Below are 16809 nucleotides of genomic sequence, written 5' to 3'. Positions count from 1 at the left end.
CATCGACACACTTCACGCCCTTCCCGAACCGCAAGGCATGCCGTGATCAGCAGTACGCTCCTCCAGACCTTCTCCGCTTCCCACCCGGCCGATGCGCGTGTGCTGCGCACCCGGTTTGGCGGCAAGGAGATTTTTGTGGGCTGCTGCGTGACCGGCATCGAACTGGGCCGGCCGGTGTTCGACATGGCCGGCGAGCAGATGCTGGATGCGCTGTTCGAGCGCGCCGGGCAGGTGAAGGTGGTGGTGCTGGGCAGCGCCTTCGAGTGCCCCATCCGCTTCCATCAGGAACTGCAGCAGGTGTCGGCCGATACCGCGCTGTGCTTCGCGTTTGGCGATGTCGTGGCGCTGGAGGAAGCGTTGCCGCTGCTGCGACCGCAGTACACCGGTGGCGTGCTGGAGCGCTGCGGCTCGCTGGAGGGTGTCGGCGTGGCTGAACTGCTGGCCGCACGCGCCGCGTAACCGCGAGCAGAGACAGTCGAGCAAGCTCGACTCTACGCCTGGGCGGACGCGCCGCGGAATCGTTCGCTGAACGCTTCAGCCGTCATCGGTCGGGCCAGGGCAAAGCCCTGGATTTCATCGCAGCCCAGTGCCTGCAGCCGCGCGACCTGCTCGGCGCTTTCCACGCCTTCGGCCACCGCGGCATAGCCCAGGCGCTGGGCCAGGCCGATGATCGCTTCCACCTTCAGCGCGGCACGCGGGTCCAGGCAAAGGCGGTCGATCACGGTCTTGTCCAGCTTGAGCGTGCTGATCGGCAGCTCGGTGAGGTAGCCGAAGTTGCTGTAGCCGCTACCAAAGTCATCCACGGCGATGCGCAGCCCCGCTGCCGCCATCTGCCGCAGCTGCTGGCCGGCGGGGGAGTCCACGCGCAGCCACTGGCTCTCGGTGATCTCCACTTCGATGTCCGCGCAGGACAGCCCTTTCTGTTCGATCGCGCGGATCAGTCGCAGCGCCGCATCTTCCTCGCCCATGTCGCGCGCCGAGTAGTTGATCGAAAGGGTCAGCGTGATGCCCGCCGCGCGCCAGGCAACGCACTGGTCCAGCGCCTGGTCGATCACCCAGCGGGTGATGCCCTGCATGACCGCCGTGCGTTCGAACACCGGGATGAACTCGGCCGGGCTGACAGCACCCAGTTGCGGGTGGTTCCAGCGGATCAACACCTCGGCAGCCACTGGTTCAAGGTCTGAGGCGCGGAAGCGCGGCTGGTAGACCAGGTGGAACTGCTTTTCCTGCAGCGCTTCGCGTGCATCGGTGGCCAACCGATAGCCACGCCGCGTGCGCGCATCGCGCGTTTCGGAATACCAGCGGAACGGCGCGCGGCTGTTGATGGCGGCGTTCAGCCCCACCAGCATGCGGCGGATGGCCTCGTCTGCCGTGTGCTGGCCCAGGGTGACGCCACAGATGCCGGCATGGAACGAAGGCGACATCGGCACCTGCGCGGCCATCATGGGCCGGGTCAGCCGATCCTGCAGCTCGGCCACCAGGTCTTCCACGGCCTTCGACGATGACAGCTCGACCACGAAGGCAAACCGCGCCACACCTACGTGATAAACCTCGGCCATGCCGTCCAGCGCCACCCGCAGGCGCACGCCGATGCGGCGGATCAGTGTTTCCAGTGGCGCCATGCCCAGTACCTGGCCGGCCTCGGTAGCGGTGGTGGCATCGAAGACGTCGATCAGCACCGCATGCACGAAGGTGTCCGGCTCACGCGCGGCGTGGGCGTCGAAGTCCAGCGCGAACTGATGGCGGTCGGGCAGGCCGCTGACCGGATCGCGGCGGCCGGTCAGGGCGCGCAGCTCGAGTTCGTTCATCGCCGCACTGGCCAGGGTCTGCAGCTGGCGACGCTGCGCTTCGGAAAACTGCCGGGGCGCGTCGTCCATGATGCAGAACGCACCGATGGCCACGCCGTTGCGGGCAACCAGGGGCGTGCCTGCATAGAAGCGAAGCTGCGCATCGCCGGTCACCAGCGGATTGCTGGCGTGGCGCGGGTGCGCGCGCAGGTCATCGATGACCAGCGTCTCGGCGATGCCGATGGCAGAGGCGCAGATCGAATCGCGGATATGCGTCTGGGTGACGTCCAGCCCCTTGCGCGAGACCAGCCGCTGGCGATCGACCTCCAGCAGCGAAACGAACGCAACGGGCACGTTGAAGGCGTGGGTGGCGAGCTCGGTGAGGCTGTCGAGGGCGGCGCCGGAGACGTCGCCGAGCGCATTGAGGCCGGCCAGGGTGGAAAGGCGTTCTTGTTCGGGGGAGGGCATCAGGACCACATCAGAACGTACAGGAGGCTGCACAGGCGGAACGACCGCGGCAGCGCAACCACAATGTCGCGCGCCAGGGATCGGGGGAAGGGGGGCAGGCCGCTGCCTGCTGAATGCTTCAGGCCTGCACCGTGATGGTAGTGCGGGGCCGATGCGGGCAGTGTGAGTGCCCGCATCGGTCCCTGCCGATCAGGCCGCGCGCCGGAGTGCAGTGGCTGCTTGGCCCGAGACGCGGAACACGGCGGCGGCCTGGTCCAGTTCCGCTGCCTGTCCGGCCATTGCGCGCGCGGCTGCACTGGCTTCCTCGACCAGCGCGGCATTCTGCTGGGTGGCCTCGTCCATCTGCGCGATGGTCTGGTTGACCTGTTCGATGCCAGCCGCCTGCTCGACGCTGGCCTGGGCGATCTGCTGCACCAGGTGCCCGGTCTGGCCCGCGGCAGCGGTCAGCTGACCGATGGCGGCCTCGGTCTGGCGGGCGATGGTGATGCCCGCTTCCACGCTGCCAGTGGATTCATCGATCAATGCCTTGATGTCCTTGGCCGAGGCCGCCGCGCGCTGGGCCAGGGTGCGCACTTCGCTGGCGACCACGGCGAAGCCGCGGCCCTGTTCGCCCGCGCGGGCCGCCTCGACCGCTGCATTGAGGGCCAGGATGTTGGTCTGGAACGCGATGCCGTCGATCAGGCTGACCATTTCGCCGATACGCAGCGAAGAAGCGTTGATCTGGCCCATCACGCGCACTACGTCCTGCACCGCGTGCGCGGTCTGCTGCAGGGCCTCGCCGGCACTGCGCGAAGCCGCATCGGCCTGCTGTGCATGCTCGGCGTTCTGGCGGACGGTGGAGGTCAGCTCTTCCATCGATGCAGCGGTTTCCTCCAGGTTCGCGGCCTGGCTTTCGGTACGCCGCGAGAGGTCGGCGTTGCCTGCGGCAATCTCATCGGACGCGCTGGCGATCGAACCGGAGGCCTGCTGGATGCGGCGGATGATGCCGGCGAGGTTTTCCGCCGTGCGGTTGGTGTCGCGCTGCATGGCGGCAAACACGCCCTGGAAATCGCCGTCGATGCGGCGGGTCAGGTCGCCCTCGGCCATCGCACCCAGCACTTTCGACAACGCACCGAGGCTGCCGTCAGCGGTGGCCATCAGACGGTTGAGGTCTTCGATCATGCGGCGGAAATCGTGGCGGTAGGCGGTGGCATCACCACGCGCGCTGAAGTCACCGGCTGCGGCGGCCGATGCCAGGCGCTGGATGTCCTGGTTGATCGCGTGCAGGCTGGCCTTGGCGGCATCCATCGATTCGTGCAGCATCGCGCGGCTGCCCGGCAGGCGCCGTGCGTCGCGGCTGAGGTCGCCCTGGGCATACTGGTTCAGTACCTCGATGGCGTCGACGATCGCGTCCAGGTGCTCGAAGACCATGGTGTTCATGCCCTGCGCCAGCTCGCCGTAGACGCCGGGGAAATCCACCGGCATGCGGTGGCTGATGTCCTCGGCGGCATGCTTGCCGATCATCAGCTGGGTCTGCTGCGAGAAGCGCTGCAGCAGGCCGACCATGCCGTCGGTGGCGCGCAGCATCTGGCCCACTTCGTCGGGGCTGTCGTCCTGGTGGCGGATGCTGAGATCGCCGCGGGTCACCGCACTGATCGACGCCTGCACCTGCGCCAGTGGGCGGGTCAGGCTGCGCGAGATCAGCCATGCGGCGACGATGCCCAGGCCCAGGCTGAGCATGCCGAACAGGCTGAGCAGCGCGGTCGTGCGTGCGGCCAGTGCCTGCATCTCCTTGGCGGCTTCGTCGACCAGGGTCTGCTGAAGTTCGGCGAACTCGGCCAGCGCGGCGTTCCAATCGGCGGCAGCCGGGCCGGCACGGGTCAGCAGCTGCGTGCTGGCCGCATCGAAATCGCCGGCCAGCATCGCCGCATCGAGGTCGCGGTTGAGTGCAACGGTGGCCTGCTGCTTCTGGGCAACCTTGGCGCGCATCGTTTCGGCCAGCGGGCTGGTGGCCGGGCGCTCGGTGAAGTGGGTCCAGATCTGGTCGTAGCGCTCCGACATCGCATGCGCCCTGGCAATGTCTTCGCCCAGGCCCTGGCCGCGCTTGATCAGCATGTCGCGGCGCAGGAGCAGCAGTTCCTTGTTGATGATGAGCATGTCGTACAGCTCGCCCATGCGGGTGACGCGGACGTTCACGGCGTTGTCGAACTGTTGCCGCTGCTGGTGATTGCTGTGCAGGGCGATCGCAAGAATGGTGGCGATCAGGAGAAGCAGGATGGAAAAGCCCGCAGTGAGGCGGGTGCCAACCTTGAAGCGGCGCAGCGTGTTCATTTTGTGAAATCCGGTAGTCGTTGTAGGCCCGACTGCCGGGCGTGTCTGCACAGGAAAGAGTCCCGGCAAGCAGTACAACGATAGCGGCGGCGCAGGCTGAAGCTTTAGCGCCGGGGACAGGATTTTTTTCGGAGGTGCCTGCAGGTCAGGCGATGCAGAGTACGAACACGGCCGACAGGGCGAGCATCAGCACGAAAACCCGCCGGCTGAGGGCCAGGCAGGCCAATCCAGCGGCCAGCGCCCAGGCGCCGAGCAGCACGCACGCCAGCAGCCACAGCCCCATACCCATCAACGAGCCGGACACCACGCCCGACAGCGCCAGTGCCTTGAACAGGCCCACGCCCAGCACGCTGCCCAGCATTCCGGCCTGCAAGGCAACGGCATCATGGCGGGGGGGCAGGGCGGTGATGCATGGCCTGCACTGTGCAGGAAGCCACATCCACGCCATGTGTTTTTTGCGGTTCAGCGAAGGGGCTGGATGCCTTTGCAGCCAGACAGCTCCCCCTCGCTCACGTGTCGTCGTCCAGCGCGTCCCCATCCCAGTCGGCCGGCACGTCATCGGCCTGCAGCCCATCCGGGTCGACGGGTTCGAGCAGCGTGTAGTCATCGCGACGCGGGTCGCGGATGCCGAGGCCGACGTACGTGGCTTCCAGTGCAGCGGTATGGGCGCGCCGCCGCAGTTGTGCCGGCGTAGCCAGGGTGCCGCCGAGCCAGGCCGCAGCCGCGGCGGGCTCGAGGAACACCGGGCCATCGGGCGACAACGGGGCAGGGATGGCAGGGTTGCCATCGGTCAGGATCGAAAACGTATCGCGCTGCTGGCCCGCGTCATCCTGCCAGTGCTCCCACAGCCCCGCCGCCAGCAGCGCTACGCCATCCTGGCGCTGGACGAACATCGGCCAGGGCGGCCGTCGCTGCCGGTCCCATTTGAAGTAGCCGGTCATCGGCACGATGCAGCGGCGCTTGTTCCAGGCATCGGCGAAGATGCGGCTGCGTGGCGCGCGTTCCAGCCGCGCGGTAACCGTGGTGTAGGGCGTGGACGGCTGCTTCGACCAGCGCGGCACCAGGCCCCACTGCATGTCCGCAACGACGGTGCCCGCGGCTGCATCGGATGCCCCGGCGGCCCAGACCCATGCGTGGCCGTCCTTGCCGATGTTGTAGCGCGTATCGGCACCGGCCAACGCGGCAGATACTTCGCCGGGCAGGTCAGCGGGAAAGCTTTCCGCGTCGACGAAGGCCTGCACGAAGCGCCGCATGCCCGCCCCGCCGCGTCAGTGCGGCGCGTGCGCCTGCAGTACGTCGCGGCCGTGCGGGGTCAGGTCGATGTCACCGTCTTCGGCCTGCACCGCAAGCCCGGCTGTGACCGCCCAGGTGGCGTCGTCGCCCTTCACCGGTTGCGCATCGGCGATCGCGCGCAGGATCTGCAGCTGTCCGGCCGTCAGGGGCGCGTCCATGTTCATACACCCAGTACCCGCGGCAGTTGCCAGTCGGCCACGCGCGCATTGCTCACCGCCTGGTGGCAGCCGCAGTCATCGCAACGGAACAGGGTGCCACCGGGAAGATGCAGCAGGTTGCCTTCGGTAGACGATGTCGTGGCATCGCAGTGCTTGCAGGTCACCGTCAGCGCGGTAATGCGTTCGACGCCACCGGCCATGTTGAAGACGGCCTCGAAGGCGCGAATGGCGAAGTGACCGGTGTCCGACATGGGAAAGGGGCTGCCAGGAAGAAGGTGCATTCATCGTCACACTTTCCCCTGTGACGGCACCGTCAGCCCGATGCGGCGGCGAGGTCAACGCGGCCTCCGGCAGGCGCAGCCCCTGCCAGCGGCAAGGGCTGCGGTCCGGGGGCTCAGGCCGCCTTGCGGCGGCGGTCCACCAGCATCGACACGCCCCACAGCAGCAGGCCGCCGATGGCGGTGGCGGCACCGACATAGCCGGTGGTGGCCGGGCTGAAGCCGGCGCTGATGGCCATGCCGCCCAGCCACGGGCCCAGCGCATTGGCGGTATTGAAGGCGGCGTGGTTGGAGGCGGCGGCCAGCGTCTGCGCCTCGCCGGCCACATCCATCAGACGGGTCTGCAGCACGGCTGCCAGCGCGCCCATGGTGCCCACGGTGATGATCATCGGGCCGATGGTCCACACCGATTGTGCGGCCAGCGGGTACAGCAGCAGCATCACGATGGACCACACCAGCACCACGGCCGCGGCCTTGAAGTGGAACTTGTCCACCAGCCAGCCGCCGGCGATGTTGCCGATGATCGCGCCGATGCCGAACACACCCACCGCCAGCGGCATCCACGACTCGGCCACGCCGGTCACCTGCACCAGGGTCGGTGCGAGGTAGGTGAACACGCAGAACATGCCCGCAAAGCCGACCGCGCCGATGGCCAGCGCCAGCCAGACCTGGGTGGTGTTGAACGCGCGCAGCTCACGCATCGGCGAGGTACGCACCTCGTCCGGGTCGGGCAGCAGGAAGCGGGCGATCATCACCACGGTGGCGATGGCCAGCACGCTGACCAGGGCGAAGGCGGTGCGCCAGCTCAACTGCTGGCCCAGCCAGGTGGTCAGCGGGTTGCCGATCAGGATCGCGATCGACAGGCCCAGCAGCACCCGCGACATCGCCTGGCCACGCTGGCCGGCCGGGCTGATGGCTGCGGCCACCAGCATCGCCACGCCGAAGTAGGCGCCATGCGGCAGGCCGGCGACGAAGCGCGCGATCAGCATGGTGCTGTAGTTGGGGGCCAGGGCGCTGGCCAGGTTGCCCACCGCGTAGAAGCCCATCAGGGCCAGCAGCAGCTTGCGGCGCGGGAACGAGGCGCCGATGAACGCGAGGATCGGCGCACCGACCACCACGCCGATGGCGTAGGCGCTGATCAGGTGGCCGACCTGGGTTTCGCTGATCGACAGGCCGCGGCTGATTTCCAGCATCAGGCCCATGCTGGCGAATTCGCTGGTGCCGATGGCAAAGCCACCCAGCGACAGGGCGAGGATGATCCAGGTGCGCTGACGCGGCGTCAGCCGCGCGGCCAGGGGAGAATTGGGGCTCATGCGGGGGGCGGGCAGGGCGGAGGAAGCCGCCCATTGTACTGCTGCACCGCAACAGCGGTCAGCGCCCGCTGCCAAGAATCAGCGTTTGGCCGGTGGTGCCGTCCGCGCCCCGGCCGTGGTCAGGCCAGCACGTACATGTCACTCCAGAGGATGAACGCCTCCGCTGTCAGCTGTGCTTCCAGTTCGGCCAGTGCGGTGTCACGTGCGCTGATCAGCGCTTTCAGGTGCGGACCGGGCGTGTCGTCGCCGGTGTGGGCGCCGGCACAGGCGTCCTCGGCCTGCCGCACCCGCATGCGTGCGGTCTCCATCAGCTGCAGCACGCGCGTAGGCGCCGGATCGGACACGACGGTGGACGCGCTGCCGGTGCCCAGCGCGGCCAGCGCGGCGGCGTACTTGCCACGCAGGCGTTCGGCCACCGCCGGCGGCAGCTGCAGCAGCCGGCGAGGGTGGGCGTTGTCGGCAATATCGGCCAGCTTCACCTTCAGCGCACGCGGATGCTGGCGGATGCGGGCGTAGTACTGCGCGGCATCGGGTGCGCTGTGCCGGCTGAGCAGGGTGACGATCTCGCGGACCGGCGCCGGAAACGCCTCCAGCCGCGCCGCATGCTGCGGGCAATCCTCCACCACGTCGTGCAGCCAGGCCGCTGCCTTGGCCGTGTCATCGTCATGGATGGCAGCGGCCACGCGCGCGACATGCTCGATGTAGGGCAGCCCGGCCTTGTCCTGCTGCCCGGCGTGGGCTTCGTACGCCAACGTGCGTGCCTCGACAACCCAGTCCATCATCACCTCCTGCAGGTAGACGATGCAGTATCGCCCACGCTGCTGAACTGAACGAGGTGTCCTGTGAACTTCATCATCCGCCCTGAAACCCCGGCCGACGTCGCCAGCATCCATGCACTGACGGCTTCCGCCTTCGCCCATGCCGCGCACAGCAGCCATACCGAAGCGTTCATCGTTGACGCATTGCGTGCACGCGGTGAACTGACGGTGTCGCTGGTGGCGGTGGACGAGAGTCGGCTGCTCGGCCACGTGGCCGTATCGCCGGTGTCGATATCCGATGGCAGCGCTGGCTGGTTCGGCCTGGGCCCCATCTCGGTTGCGCCGGCCTGGCAGGGGCAGGGCATCGGGTCTGCATTGATGGACGCAGCCATCAACGCACTGCGCCGGCAGCATGCGCGGGGCTGCGTGTTGCTGGGCGAGCCAGCGTATTACCACCGCTTTGGTTTCCGTGCCGAACCGGCGCTGGTGCTGCCGGGCGTTCCTGCCGGGTACTTCCAGGCGCTGTGCCTGCAGCCACCGTTGCCACAGGGCGAGGTGCGCTATTCCCCGGCATTCGAAGCGACTGCCTGAGTATCCAGCCCAAGGGCGCGATGCCCCGGGCCGCAATGGTTCAGGGCATCTCGTCGTCGCGCAGCGGCACCCATGGCACCGGCTCGGGTTCCGGCGGCGGAATGCGCCGGCCACCGATATGGGTCAACAGCGCATTGGTGCGCTGTTGTTCGGCCAGCAGCCGGGCCAGCAGCGAGCGGCACGAAAAAATCGCGAAGGGCACGAATAACCAGACCGCGCCCATCACCACCATCAGCAGGCCCCACATCACTTCGGCTGGTTGCATCGTTCGTCATCCGTGTCGAGGGAGTGCAAACCTAGCATCCAGTGCACGGATTGTGGGCGTGCTCAGCCGCCGTAGCGCAGATGGATCAGCGGATACGGCCGGCCGTGGCCATCGACCGGCGAGCGGCCGGTTTCGACGAAGCCCAGGTGCCGATAGAAGCCCACGGCCTGCGCGTTCTGCGCGTTGACATCGGTGGTGAGCTGGGGGTGTTCGGCCAGCGCGTGCTGCAGCAGCAGGCGGCCCACGCCGGAACCGCGCGCAGCGGGGTCGATGAACAAGGCTTCCATGTGGCTGCCATCCACCAGCATGAAGCCAAGCGGGCGATCCTGGGCATCGGCGGCGACCAGCAGCGGTGCCTGCGGCAGGAATCCGGCCACTTCGGCATCGATGGCCTGGCGGTCATCGGCACTGAGGAAATCGTGGGTGGCATCGACCGAGCGACGCCAGAGATCGACCAGGGCAGCGCCTTCGTCGGCGCGGGAGGGACGTAGTGTGGGCATGTGACTGTCCAAGGTGCTTGTGAAGGACGCGTAGTATGCTGCTGCCTCACCCGCAATTGAACAGCCCCAAGCGGGAGGAGAACCATGGTCGACACCCCGCTGGGCGTGCCTGTGCACGATGCCGATGAACACTGGATGCGCCACGCACTGGCCCTGGCCGAGCGCGCGCAGCACGAATTCGACGAAATTCCGGTGGGGGCGGTGCTGGTGGGCGCCGATGGTGCGCTGCTGGGCGAGGGCTGGAACCTCAACATCGCCTCCCATGACCCCAGTGCACACGCCGAGATCGTGGCCATGCGCGAAGGTGGGCGGGCACTGGCCAACCACCGGTTGATCGGCAGCACCCTGTACGTGACCCTGGAGCCGTGTGCGATGTGCGCGATGGCCATCGTGCACGCGCGCGTCGCGCGGCTGGTCTACGGTGCCAGCGACCCGAAGACCGGTGCCTGCGGCAGCGTGTTCAACCTGCTGGGCGATGGCCGCCACAACCACCGGGTGGAGATCCACGGTGGCGTGCTGGCCAAGGAGGCCAGCCTGCGCCTGACCAATTACTTCCGCGCCAAGCGCGGCAAACCGCCGCTGCTGCTGGAAGACCACGCCGGCGAGGGCTGAGCAGCGAAAGGGTATGATGGCCGCCTCTTTCCTTTTCCGGCGGGCGCCCTGCCTGCCCAGCAACGAGGCGACACGATGGTGGAGAACGGCGCGGCCAACGAACGACTGATCTGGATCGACCTGGAAATGACCGGGTTGGATACCGACAACGATTCGATCATCGAGATCGCCACCGTGGTCACCGATGCCCAGCTGAACGTGCTGGCCGAGGGCCCGCAATTCGCCATCCACCACCCGCTGGAAACGCTGGAAGCGATGGACGAATGGAACCGCAACCAGCATCGCCGTTCGGGCCTGTGGCAGCGCGTGCTGGACAGCACCACCACCCTGGCCCAGGCCGAAGCGCAGACCGTGAACTTCCTCGCGCAGTGGATTCCGTCGGGTGTTTCGCCGATGAGCGGCAACTCGATCTGCCAGGACCGCCGTTTCCTGCATCGCCAGATGCCGCGGCTGGAGAAGTACTTCCATTACCGCAATCTGGACGTGTCCACGGTGAAGGAGCTGGCCAAGCGCTGGGCGCCGACCGTGGCTGCCGGGCTGGCCAAGAACAGCAACCACACCGCGCTGAGCGACGTGCATGATTCGATCGCCGAACTGCGCCACTACCGCCAGTTCATGGGCGTGCTGTCGGGCCTGCCGACTGCCTGAACAACGACGCCGGGCATGGCCCGGCGCTACCGGGGTCACGCGAACTGGTAGTGCCGGCCGCTGGCCGGCAAGGCGCCGGGGTCGGATCCCTTTCCGGCGGAAAGGGCTCTGACCCCTCTGTCGTGCCCGCGACAAACCGTTCAACTCCATGGCGCTACTATCGGCCCCATGAACGAGCCGATCCTGCTGCCGCGCGATATCGCCCACGATGCCCAGGACTGGGCCGACCTGCAGCGGGCGGTGACCCTGCTGGAGGCGCCGACGATCACCGCGCGCATGGCCAACCTGGTCGGCACGCCGCTGGAGTTCGCGGTGAAGGCGCTGCCCAAGGCGATCTCCGGGCGCATCCATGGCGCCGTCGAGGCGGCACTGTCGAAATCCGCGCAGGCGGCGCTGTGGAGCATGGGCAACACGCCCGGCAAGTCGGCCTCCACCCGCTGGCACAAGGTGGCTGCGGCGACATCGGGTGCCGTGGGCGGTGCCTTCGGCTTTGCCGCGCTGTTCATCGAGCTGCCGGTGTCCACCACCATCATGATGCGCGCCGTGGCCGACGTGGCCCGCAGCGAGGGGTTCGACCTGTCGCAGTTCAGCACCCGCCAGGCCTGCCTGGAGGTGTTCGCGCTGGGCGGCAATTCGCCACGCGACGATGCCAGCGAGACCGGTTACTACCTGGCGCGCGGTTTCACCACCGACGTGATGCGCCATCTGTCGGCCGAACTGGCCGGGCGCGTGGTCACCGGCCGCGACCTGACCCTGGGCGTGGCACCGAAGGAGGCCGGCAAGCTGCTGGCCAAGCTGGTGGAGAAGGTGGCTGCGCGTTTCGGCGTGGTGGTGACCGAGAAGTTCGCCGCGCAGGCGGTGCCGATCGTGGGCGCCGCGGCCGGCGCCACCCTCAATACGATGTTCACCGACTACTACCAGGACATGGCGCGCGGCCACTTCATCGTGCGCCGACTGGAGCTGAAGTACGGCGAAGAGGTGGTGCGGACCTGCTATGACCGGGTGGCGCATGGCGCGGCCAGGATCGAGCCGACGCTGTAACCCTTGCCTTCACGGCACAACTGTTTTGCCCGCGGGCGGCTGTTGCGCGCCGCGGGCCGTCCCCATCCTTGCGGTCAGTCCCCCGCAAGAGAATGCGCCATGTTGTTCACCCCCCACACCCTGGGCACGCTGGCCCTGCCGAACCGCATCGTGATGCCGCCGATGACCCGCTCGCGGGCGGCCGCCGGCAATGTCGCCACCGCGCAGATGGCCCGGTACTACGCCCAGCGCGCCGGTGCCGGCCTGATTGTCAGCGAAGGCACCCAGATCAGCCCGCAGGGCCAGGGCTATGCCTGGACCCCGGGCATCCACAGCGAGGCACAGGTGCAGGGCTGGCGGCAGGTGACCGATGCGGTACACGCCGCCGGTGGGCGCATCTTCGCCCAGTTGTGGCACGTCGGCCGCGTCTCCCACGTCGCCCTGCAGCCCGATGGCGCGGCGCCGGTATCGTCGTCGGCACTGCTGGCCGAAGGGGTGAAGGTCTTCGTCGACCCGACCGGCGCCGGCCCCGGGTCGGGTGTGGGCGAGATGATCCAGCACTCGATGCCGCGCGCGCTGGCCGAGGACGAGATTCCGGGCATCATCGCCGACTACGCGCAGGCCACCCGCAATGCGCTGGCCGCGGGCTTCGACGGCGTCGAGCTGCATGGTGCCAACGGCTACCTGATCAACCAGTTCATCGATTCGCAGGCCAACCAGCGCACCGATGGCTACGGCGGCGCGCTGCAGAACCGCCTGCGCTTCCTGCGCGAGGTGGTGGAGGCCGTGGTGGCTGTCGCCGGTGCGCAGCGCGTGGGCGTGCGCCTGGCGCCGCTGACGACCCTGCAGGGTGCGGTGGACGACACGCCGCAGGCGACTTACCTGGCCGCCGCGCATCTGCTGGGCGGGCTCGGCGTGGGCTACCTGCACATCGCCGAGGCCGACTGGGAGGATGCGCCGGTGATGCCGGTGGCATTCAAGCAGGCCCTGCGCATGGTCTACCCGGGCACGCTGATCTACGCTGGCAAGTACACCGCCGAACGTGCCGAGCAGGCGCTGGCCGAGGGCTGGGCGGACCTGATCGGTTTCGGCCGGCCGTTCATCGCCAACCCCGACCTGCCGGAGCGCCTGCGCAACGGGGCGGAGCTGAATCCGCCGGATCGCGCGACGTACTTTGGCGGCGGCGAAGCGGGGTACACCGATTACCCGGCGCTGGAAGAGGCCGTCGAGGCCTGATACCGATGTGTGGTTGCCGGCCAGCGGCCGGCACTCCCAGTGCATGGCATGTGGTGGGTGCCGACCGTTGGTCGGCACGCTGTGTCGGGTAGCGCCGGGCCATGCCCGGCGCTACCTGGATGTCAGGGCTTGTCGCGCACCAGCGCCTCGGCCTCGACCACGCCGCCATCCTTGCCATGCAGGTACAGGTGCATGTCCTGCTGCGGGTAGGGCAGGTTGATGCCAGCCTTGTCATAGCCCAGCTTGATCTGTTCCAGCAGGGTGACCTTGGTACCGAACTGGTCGGCCGATTTCACGTAGCAGCGGATGCCCAGCTTGATGGCGTGGTCGCCCAGTTCGTACACCACCACGTCCGGCTCGGGCGAAGGCAGCACGCGGCTGTCGGCCTTCATCAGCGCGATGGCGGTTTCACGCGCCAGCTGGATGTTGTCCTCGTAACCGATGCCGACCACCAGTTCGACGCGGCGCGTCGGCTCGGCGGTGAGGTTGATGATCGGCGCGGCGGTGATCAGCGTGTTGGGAATGGTGGTGTGCTGGTTGTCGGCGCCGGTGATGACGGTCTGGAAGATGCGCACTTCGCGCACGGTGCCGGTCTGCCCGGCCACGGTCACCACATCGCCAACGCGGAACGGGCGCAGGGTCACCAGCATCACCCCGGAGGCGATGTTGGACAGCGAATCCTTCAATGCCAGGCCGACGGCCAGGCCGGCGGTGCCGAGCACGGCAAGCAGCGGGGAAATCGGTACGCCCAGCGTATTGATGGCCAGCACGACCACGATGACCAGCGAGGCCGAATACACCACGTTTCGCATGAAATTGCCGAGCATCGGGTCCATGCCGACCCTTGCCGTTGCACGCGGCAGGGTATTGGACACCCGTCTTGCCAGCCACATGCCGACCAGCAGCACCACGATGGCGGCAAGCAGCGGCACGCCGTAGGTTTCGAACAGGCGTTCCCAATCCAGCGAATGGAACCAGGTCGTGGCGGGGGCGGTGACAGCAATCATGCGGGCTCCTTTGCAGCGGTCGTCATGGCGTATGCGAACGCCAGAAACAGGCACGCCCCGCAGAGGCGGGGCGTGCATGCAACTGCAGTATGGGCGGACGCCAATGAAAGCGACGTCAGCCCATCAATGGATCAACCATTGGCCTTGTGCTTGGCCAGGCGCAGCCAGGTGTCGACCACGGTATCCGGGTTCAACGACAGCGACTCGATGCCTTCCTGCATCAGCCACTCGGCCAGATCCGGGTGGTCGGACGGGCCCTGGCCGCAGATGCCGACGTACTTGCCCTTGGCGCGTGCGGCCTTGATGGCCATCGACAGCAGCTTCTTCACCGCCGGGTTACGTTCGTCGAACAGGTGCGCGACGATCGACGAATCGCGGTCCAGGCCCAGGCTGAGCTGGGTCAGGTCGTTGGAGCCGATCGAGAAGCCATCGAAGATCTCCAGGAACTCATCGGCGAGCAGTGCGTTGGACGGCACTTCGCACATCATGATGATCTTCAGGCCGTTCTCGCCCTGCTTCAGGCCATTCTGCTCCAGCACCTCGACGACCTTGCGGCCTTCTTCCAGGGTGCGCACGAACGGAATCATGACCCACAGGTTGTCCAGGCCCATTTCGTTGCGCACGCGCAGCACGGCCTTGCATTCCAGCGCGAAGGCGGCCGAGAAGCTCGGATCGACGTAACGGCTGGCGCCGCGGAAGCCGATCATCGGATTCTCTTCGTGCGGCTCGTAGTTGCTGCCGCCGACCAGGTTGGCGTACTCGTTGGACTTGAAGTCCGACAGGCGCACGATCACCGGATTCGGCGCAACCGAAGCGGTGAGGGTGGCGATGCCTTCGGCCAGGCGGTCCACGTAGAAGCTGACCGGGTCGCCATAGCCGGCGATCTTCTCGTCGATCTTCTTCTTGGTGGCCGCATCCTGGCGGTCGTATTCCAGCAGCGCGTTCGGGTGGATGCCGATGTGGCTGGCGATGATCATTTCCAGGCGGGCCAGGCCGATGCCGGCGTTCGGCAGCTGGCCGAAGTCGAAGGCACGTTCCGGGTTGGCCACGTTCATCATGATCTTCAGCGGTGCCGGCGGCATGTTGCCCAGATCGGTGGTGGTGCGCTCGAAATCGAGCTTGCCTTCGTAGATGAAGCCGGTATCGCCTTCAGCGCAGCTGACAGTGACCTGCTGGCCATCTTCGATGACCTTGGTGGCGTTGCCCGAACCGACCACGGCCGGCACGCCCAGCTCGCGCGCGATGATCGCGGCGTGGCAGGTACGGCCACCACGGTTGGTGACGATGGCCGAAGCGCGCTTCATCACCGGCTCCCAGTCGGGGTCGGTCATGTCGGCGATCAGCACGTCGCCCGGCTGCACGCGGTTCATGTCTTCCAGCGTCTTGACCACGCGGGCGGTGCCCGAGCCGATCTTGGCGCCGACGGCACGACCTTCGGCCAGCACGTTGCCGCCCTTTTCAGTCAGCGCGAAGCGCTCGATCTGGGTGGCGTGGCTGCGCGACTTCACCGTTTCCGGGCGCGCCTGCACGATGAACAGCTTGCCGCTGACACCGTCCTTGGCCCACTCGATGTCCATCGGGCGGCCGTAGTGCTTTTCGATGACCAGTGCCTGCTTGGACAGTTCCTGCACGTCCTCGTCGCTGATGGAGAAGGTGCTGCGCAGTTCGGCCGGGGTGTCCTCGATCCTGACGCGCTCGCCGGGGACATCCGAATACACCATGCGGATCGCCTTGCTGCCGAGCGAGCGGCGCAGGATCGCCGGCTTGCCGGCCTGCAGGGTGGGCTTGTAGACGTAGTACTCGTCCGGGTTGACCGCGCCCTGCACGACCATTTCGCCCAGGCCGAACGACGAGGTGACGAACACCACGTCACGGAAGCCCGATTCGGTGTCCAGGGTGAACAGCACGCCGGAGGAACCGACGCCCGAACGCACCATCAGCTGCACGCCGGCCGACAGGAACACGTCTTCGTGCTTGAAGCCGTGGTGGACGCGGTAGGCGATGGCACGGTCGTTGTACAGCGAGGCGAACACTTCCTTGACCTTGTGCACGACATCGTCGGCACCGGTGACATTGAGGAAGGTTTCCTGCTGGCCGGCGAAGGACGCATCGGGCAGGTCTTCGGCGGTAGCCGAGGAGCGCACTGCAACGGCCACGTCGCCGCCGCCGTTCTCGGCGCTCAGCGTGGCGTAGGCGCTGCGGATGTCCTGGTCCAGCTGCGGCTGCAGCGGGGCGTCGATCACCCAGGTGCGGATTTCCTTGCCAGCGACGGTCAGCGCATTGACGTCCTCGACGTCCAGCGTGGCCAGCTTGTCGAAGATGCGCTTGGACAGGTCGTTGTGGGCAATGAAGTCCTTGAAGGCTTCAGCGGTCGTGGCGTAACCGCCGGGGACGGAGACCCCCAGACCGGCCAGGTTGCCGATCATTTCGCCCAGCGACGAATTCTTGCCGCCTACGCGGGCCAGATCGCCCAGACGCAGTTCGTGCAACCACAGGATGTTCTCGTTCAAGCGCGATGCTCCGTTTGGCCATCGCCCGAGGCGGGCTGAATGGCCGCGTCCGTAG

The 16809-nt window shown here is 67.4% G+C and carries 18 protein-coding genes; 6 read left to right on the top strand and 12 right to left on the bottom strand.

From position 1 onward, the window contains the following. The first annotated feature begins 42 nt into the window (after positions 1 to 42). Positions 43 to 459, top strand: a complete 417-nt coding sequence (locus tag C1927_RS13050) for a hypothetical protein (protein WP_108746922.1) — start codon at positions 43 to 45, stop codon at positions 457 to 459. 32 nt (positions 460 to 491) lie between these two features. On the opposite strand, the gene C1927_RS13045 is transcribed toward C1927_RS13050, so the two are convergent. From C1927_RS13045 to C1927_RS13010, 8 genes are all read right to left on the bottom strand, one after another. Beyond that, positions 492 to 2255: a sensor domain-containing phosphodiesterase gene (locus C1927_RS13045; RefSeq protein ID WP_108746921.1), complete on the bottom strand. Its 1764-nt coding sequence runs from the start codon at positions 2253 to 2255 to the stop codon at positions 492 to 494. Positions 2256 to 2444: 189 nt separating this feature from the next. Further along, a complete protein-coding gene (locus C1927_RS13040; RefSeq protein WP_108746920.1) occupies positions 2445 to 4565 on the bottom strand; it encodes a methyl-accepting chemotaxis protein in 2121 nt (706 codons plus the stop codon). Positions 4566 to 4710: 145 nt separating this feature from the next. Further along, entirely contained in the window at positions 4711 to 4926 is a 216-nt protein-coding gene (locus C1927_RS13035) for a hypothetical protein (RefSeq protein WP_254051480.1), read from the bottom strand. A gap of 148 nt (positions 4927 to 5074) precedes the next feature. Next, positions 5075 to 5818 carry an SOS response-associated peptidase family protein gene (locus tag C1927_RS13030; protein WP_108746919.1) on the bottom strand — a complete coding sequence of 248 codons (744 nt, stop codon included), beginning with the start codon at positions 5816 to 5818 and terminating at the stop codon, positions 5075 to 5077. A 15-nt stretch (positions 5819 to 5833) separates the two neighbouring features. Then, positions 5834 to 6022 carry a hypothetical protein gene (locus C1927_RS13025; protein ID WP_108746918.1) on the bottom strand — a complete coding sequence of 63 codons (189 nt, stop codon included), beginning with the start codon at positions 6020 to 6022 and terminating at the stop codon, positions 5834 to 5836. Then, entirely contained in the window at positions 6019 to 6267 is a 249-nt protein-coding gene (locus C1927_RS13020) for a hypothetical protein (RefSeq protein WP_079222314.1), read from the bottom strand. Before C1927_RS13020 ends, C1927_RS13025 begins: the two co-directional genes overlap by 4 nt. Positions 6268 to 6410: 143 nt before the next feature. Next, on the bottom strand, positions 6411 to 7607 hold the full coding sequence (locus C1927_RS13015) for an MFS transporter (RefSeq protein ID WP_079222313.1): 1197 nt from the start codon (positions 7605 to 7607) through the stop codon (positions 6411 to 6413). Positions 7608 to 7726: 119 nt separating this feature from the next. Continuing rightward, positions 7727 to 8386 (bottom strand): HD domain-containing protein, encoded by a 660-nt coding sequence (locus C1927_RS13010; protein ID WP_108746917.1) that lies wholly within the window; start codon positions 8384 to 8386, stop codon positions 7727 to 7729. Positions 8387 to 8449: 63 nt separating this feature from the next. On the opposite strand from C1927_RS13010, the gene C1927_RS13005 reads away from it, so the two are divergent. Then, positions 8450 to 8956 carry an N-acetyltransferase gene (locus C1927_RS13005; RefSeq protein WP_108746916.1) on the top strand — a complete coding sequence of 169 codons (507 nt, stop codon included), beginning with the start codon at positions 8450 to 8452 and terminating at the stop codon, positions 8954 to 8956. Positions 8957 to 8996: 40 nt separating this feature from the next. On the opposite strand, the gene C1927_RS13000 is transcribed toward C1927_RS13005, so the two are convergent. Together C1927_RS13000 and C1927_RS12995 are read right to left on the bottom strand one after the other, a co-directional pair. Next, entirely contained in the window at positions 8997 to 9203 is a 207-nt protein-coding gene (locus C1927_RS13000; RefSeq protein ID WP_254051479.1) for a hypothetical protein, read from the bottom strand. 80 nt (positions 9204 to 9283) lie between these two features. After that, on the bottom strand, positions 9284 to 9721 hold the full coding sequence (locus C1927_RS12995) for an acetyltransferase (RefSeq protein WP_079222310.1): 438 nt from the start codon (positions 9719 to 9721) through the stop codon (positions 9284 to 9286). An 84-nt stretch (positions 9722 to 9805) separates the two neighbouring features. Here C1927_RS12995 and tadA point away from each other — a divergent pair, with 84 nt between their 5' ends. The 4 genes from tadA (at position 9806) to C1927_RS12975 (ending at position 13237) form a co-directional block, all read left to right on the top strand. Then, positions 9806 to 10333 carry a tRNA adenosine(34) deaminase TadA gene (tadA, locus tag C1927_RS12990; protein WP_108746915.1) on the top strand — a complete coding sequence of 176 codons (528 nt, stop codon included), beginning with the start codon at positions 9806 to 9808 and terminating at the stop codon, positions 10331 to 10333. A gap of 75 nt (positions 10334 to 10408) precedes the next feature. Continuing rightward, positions 10409 to 10981, top strand: coding sequence for an oligoribonuclease (orn, locus tag C1927_RS12985; RefSeq protein WP_108746914.1), 573 nt, complete (start codon positions 10409 to 10411; stop codon positions 10979 to 10981). A 168-nt stretch (positions 10982 to 11149) separates the two neighbouring features. Continuing rightward, entirely contained in the window at positions 11150 to 12022 is an 873-nt protein-coding gene (locus C1927_RS12980) for an EcsC family protein (protein ID WP_079222307.1), read from the top strand. A 99-nt stretch (positions 12023 to 12121) separates the two neighbouring features. After that, a complete protein-coding gene (locus C1927_RS12975) occupies positions 12122 to 13237 on the top strand; it encodes an alkene reductase (protein ID WP_108746913.1) in 1116 nt (371 codons plus the stop codon). Between the two features lie 122 nt (positions 13238 to 13359). Here the strand turns inward: C1927_RS12975 and C1927_RS12970 are convergent, their stop codons facing one another. After that, positions 13360 to 14244 (bottom strand): mechanosensitive ion channel domain-containing protein, encoded by an 885-nt coding sequence (locus C1927_RS12970; protein ID WP_079222305.1) that lies wholly within the window; start codon positions 14242 to 14244, stop codon positions 13360 to 13362. A gap of 131 nt (positions 14245 to 14375) precedes the next feature. Continuing rightward, positions 14376 to 16754, bottom strand: a complete 2379-nt coding sequence (gene ppsA / locus C1927_RS12965; RefSeq protein ID WP_079222304.1) for a phosphoenolpyruvate synthase — start codon at positions 16752 to 16754, stop codon at positions 14376 to 14378. Between the last annotated feature and the right edge of the window lie 55 nt (positions 16755 to 16809).

Origin of the sequence: Stenotrophomonas sp. ZAC14D1_NAIMI4_1 (genome assembly GCF_003086775.1) — a bacterium.
Taxonomy (GTDB): Bacteria; Pseudomonadota; Gammaproteobacteria; order Xanthomonadales; family Xanthomonadaceae; genus Stenotrophomonas.
Note: the sequence above shows the minus strand (reverse complement) of the source record. Positions and strands in the feature narration are given on the sequence as shown.

What these genes read in the sequence shown, in the direction of transcription:
- C1927_RS12995 (WP_079222310.1), bottom strand. Translation starts at nt 9,721, where the DNA reads ATGCCCACACTACGTCCCTCCCGCGCCGACGAAGGCGCTGCCCTGGTC.
- C1927_RS13000 (WP_254051479.1), bottom strand. Translation starts at nt 9,203, where the DNA reads ATGTGGGGCCTGCTGATGGTGGTGATGGGCGCGGTCTGGTTATTCGTG.
- C1927_RS12980 (WP_079222307.1), top strand. Translation starts at nt 11,150, where the DNA reads ATGAACGAGCCGATCCTGCTGCCGCGCGATATCGCCCACGATGCCCAG.
- orn (WP_108746914.1), top strand. Translation starts at nt 10,409, where the DNA reads ATGGTGGAGAACGGCGCGGCCAACGAACGACTGATCTGGATCGACCTG.
- C1927_RS13010 (WP_108746917.1), bottom strand. Translation starts at nt 8,386, where the DNA reads ATGGACTGGGTTGTCGAGGCACGCACGTTGGCGTACGAAGCCCACGCC.
- C1927_RS13030 (WP_108746919.1), bottom strand. Translation starts at nt 5,818, where the DNA reads ATGCGGCGCTTCGTGCAGGCCTTCGTCGACGCGGAAAGCTTTCCCGCT.
- C1927_RS13035 (WP_254051480.1), bottom strand. Translation starts at nt 4,926, where the DNA reads ATGCTGGGCAGCGTGCTGGGCGTGGGCCTGTTCAAGGCACTGGCGCTG.
- C1927_RS12970 (WP_079222305.1), bottom strand. Translation starts at nt 14,244, where the DNA reads ATGATTGCTGTCACCGCCCCCGCCACGACCTGGTTCCATTCGCTGGAT.
- C1927_RS12975 (WP_108746913.1), top strand. Translation starts at nt 12,122, where the DNA reads ATGTTGTTCACCCCCCACACCCTGGGCACGCTGGCCCTGCCGAACCGC.
- C1927_RS13040 (WP_108746920.1), bottom strand. Translation starts at nt 4,565, where the DNA reads ATGAACACGCTGCGCCGCTTCAAGGTTGGCACCCGCCTCACTGCGGGC.
- C1927_RS13015 (WP_079222313.1), bottom strand. Translation starts at nt 7,607, where the DNA reads ATGAGCCCCAATTCTCCCCTGGCCGCGCGGCTGACGCCGCGTCAGCGC.
- C1927_RS13045 (WP_108746921.1), bottom strand. Translation starts at nt 2,255, where the DNA reads ATGCCCTCCCCCGAACAAGAACGCCTTTCCACCCTGGCCGGCCTCAAT.
- C1927_RS13020 (WP_079222314.1), bottom strand. Translation starts at nt 6,267, where the DNA reads ATGTCGGACACCGGTCACTTCGCCATTCGCGCCTTCGAGGCCGTCTTC.
- tadA (WP_108746915.1), top strand. Translation starts at nt 9,806, where the DNA reads ATGGTCGACACCCCGCTGGGCGTGCCTGTGCACGATGCCGATGAACAC.
- C1927_RS13025 (WP_108746918.1), bottom strand. Translation starts at nt 6,022, where the DNA reads ATGAACATGGACGCGCCCCTGACGGCCGGACAGCTGCAGATCCTGCGC.